Annotated in this window: 1 pseudogene; it reads right to left on the reverse strand. The window is 64.2% G+C overall.

Annotation, left to right across the window (positions count from 1 at the left end):
• Positions 1–523: pseudogene (locus tag KHO33_RS41960) on the reverse strand (IS4 family transposase); the annotation flags it as partial.

Below are 523 nucleotides of genomic sequence, written 5' to 3' on the forward strand. Positions count from 1 at the left end.
CGGTACTGTGATGGGCTCGGGCTACCGCGCCTTCGACATAGGGTGCGGGTTTGCGGGTCTTGGGGCCACGCCTGCGCGTGCGTACCTGGGCCGGATCGACGCAGTGGGCCAACTCGAGCAGTTTGCCGGCAATCACATCGGGCGTAGCATCGCTCCAGTGCGACCATTCGTTCGGCGGCAGCGCGATGAGCATGCCCTCATACTGGCTGCGAATCTGCAAGGCAAGGTAATACGTCGAGACCTCGGGTGGCGCTGCACCGGTTTCATCGGCTGCAGCATGGGCAGTTTCAATACTGCGCTTGAGCGTGGCCAGCACGTTGTACGCCAGCACCGCGACGGTAAAACCCAGCAGCGCGGCCCGCGGATGACCCAGGGTGCGGATCTCGCTTTGCAGCACCGACTCGAGTCGCTGGAACATGCCTTCGATACGCCAGCGCTTGCGATATAGTCGGGCGATCTCGTGTGCGCCCACCGCGGCAGGCAGATTGCTCCACAGCCGGATCACCGTGTCGCCCGCCTCGGT

The organism is Paraburkholderia nemoris, from assembly GCF_905221015.1.
Classification (GTDB): domain Bacteria; phylum Pseudomonadota; class Gammaproteobacteria; order Burkholderiales; family Burkholderiaceae; genus Paraburkholderia; species Paraburkholderia nemoris.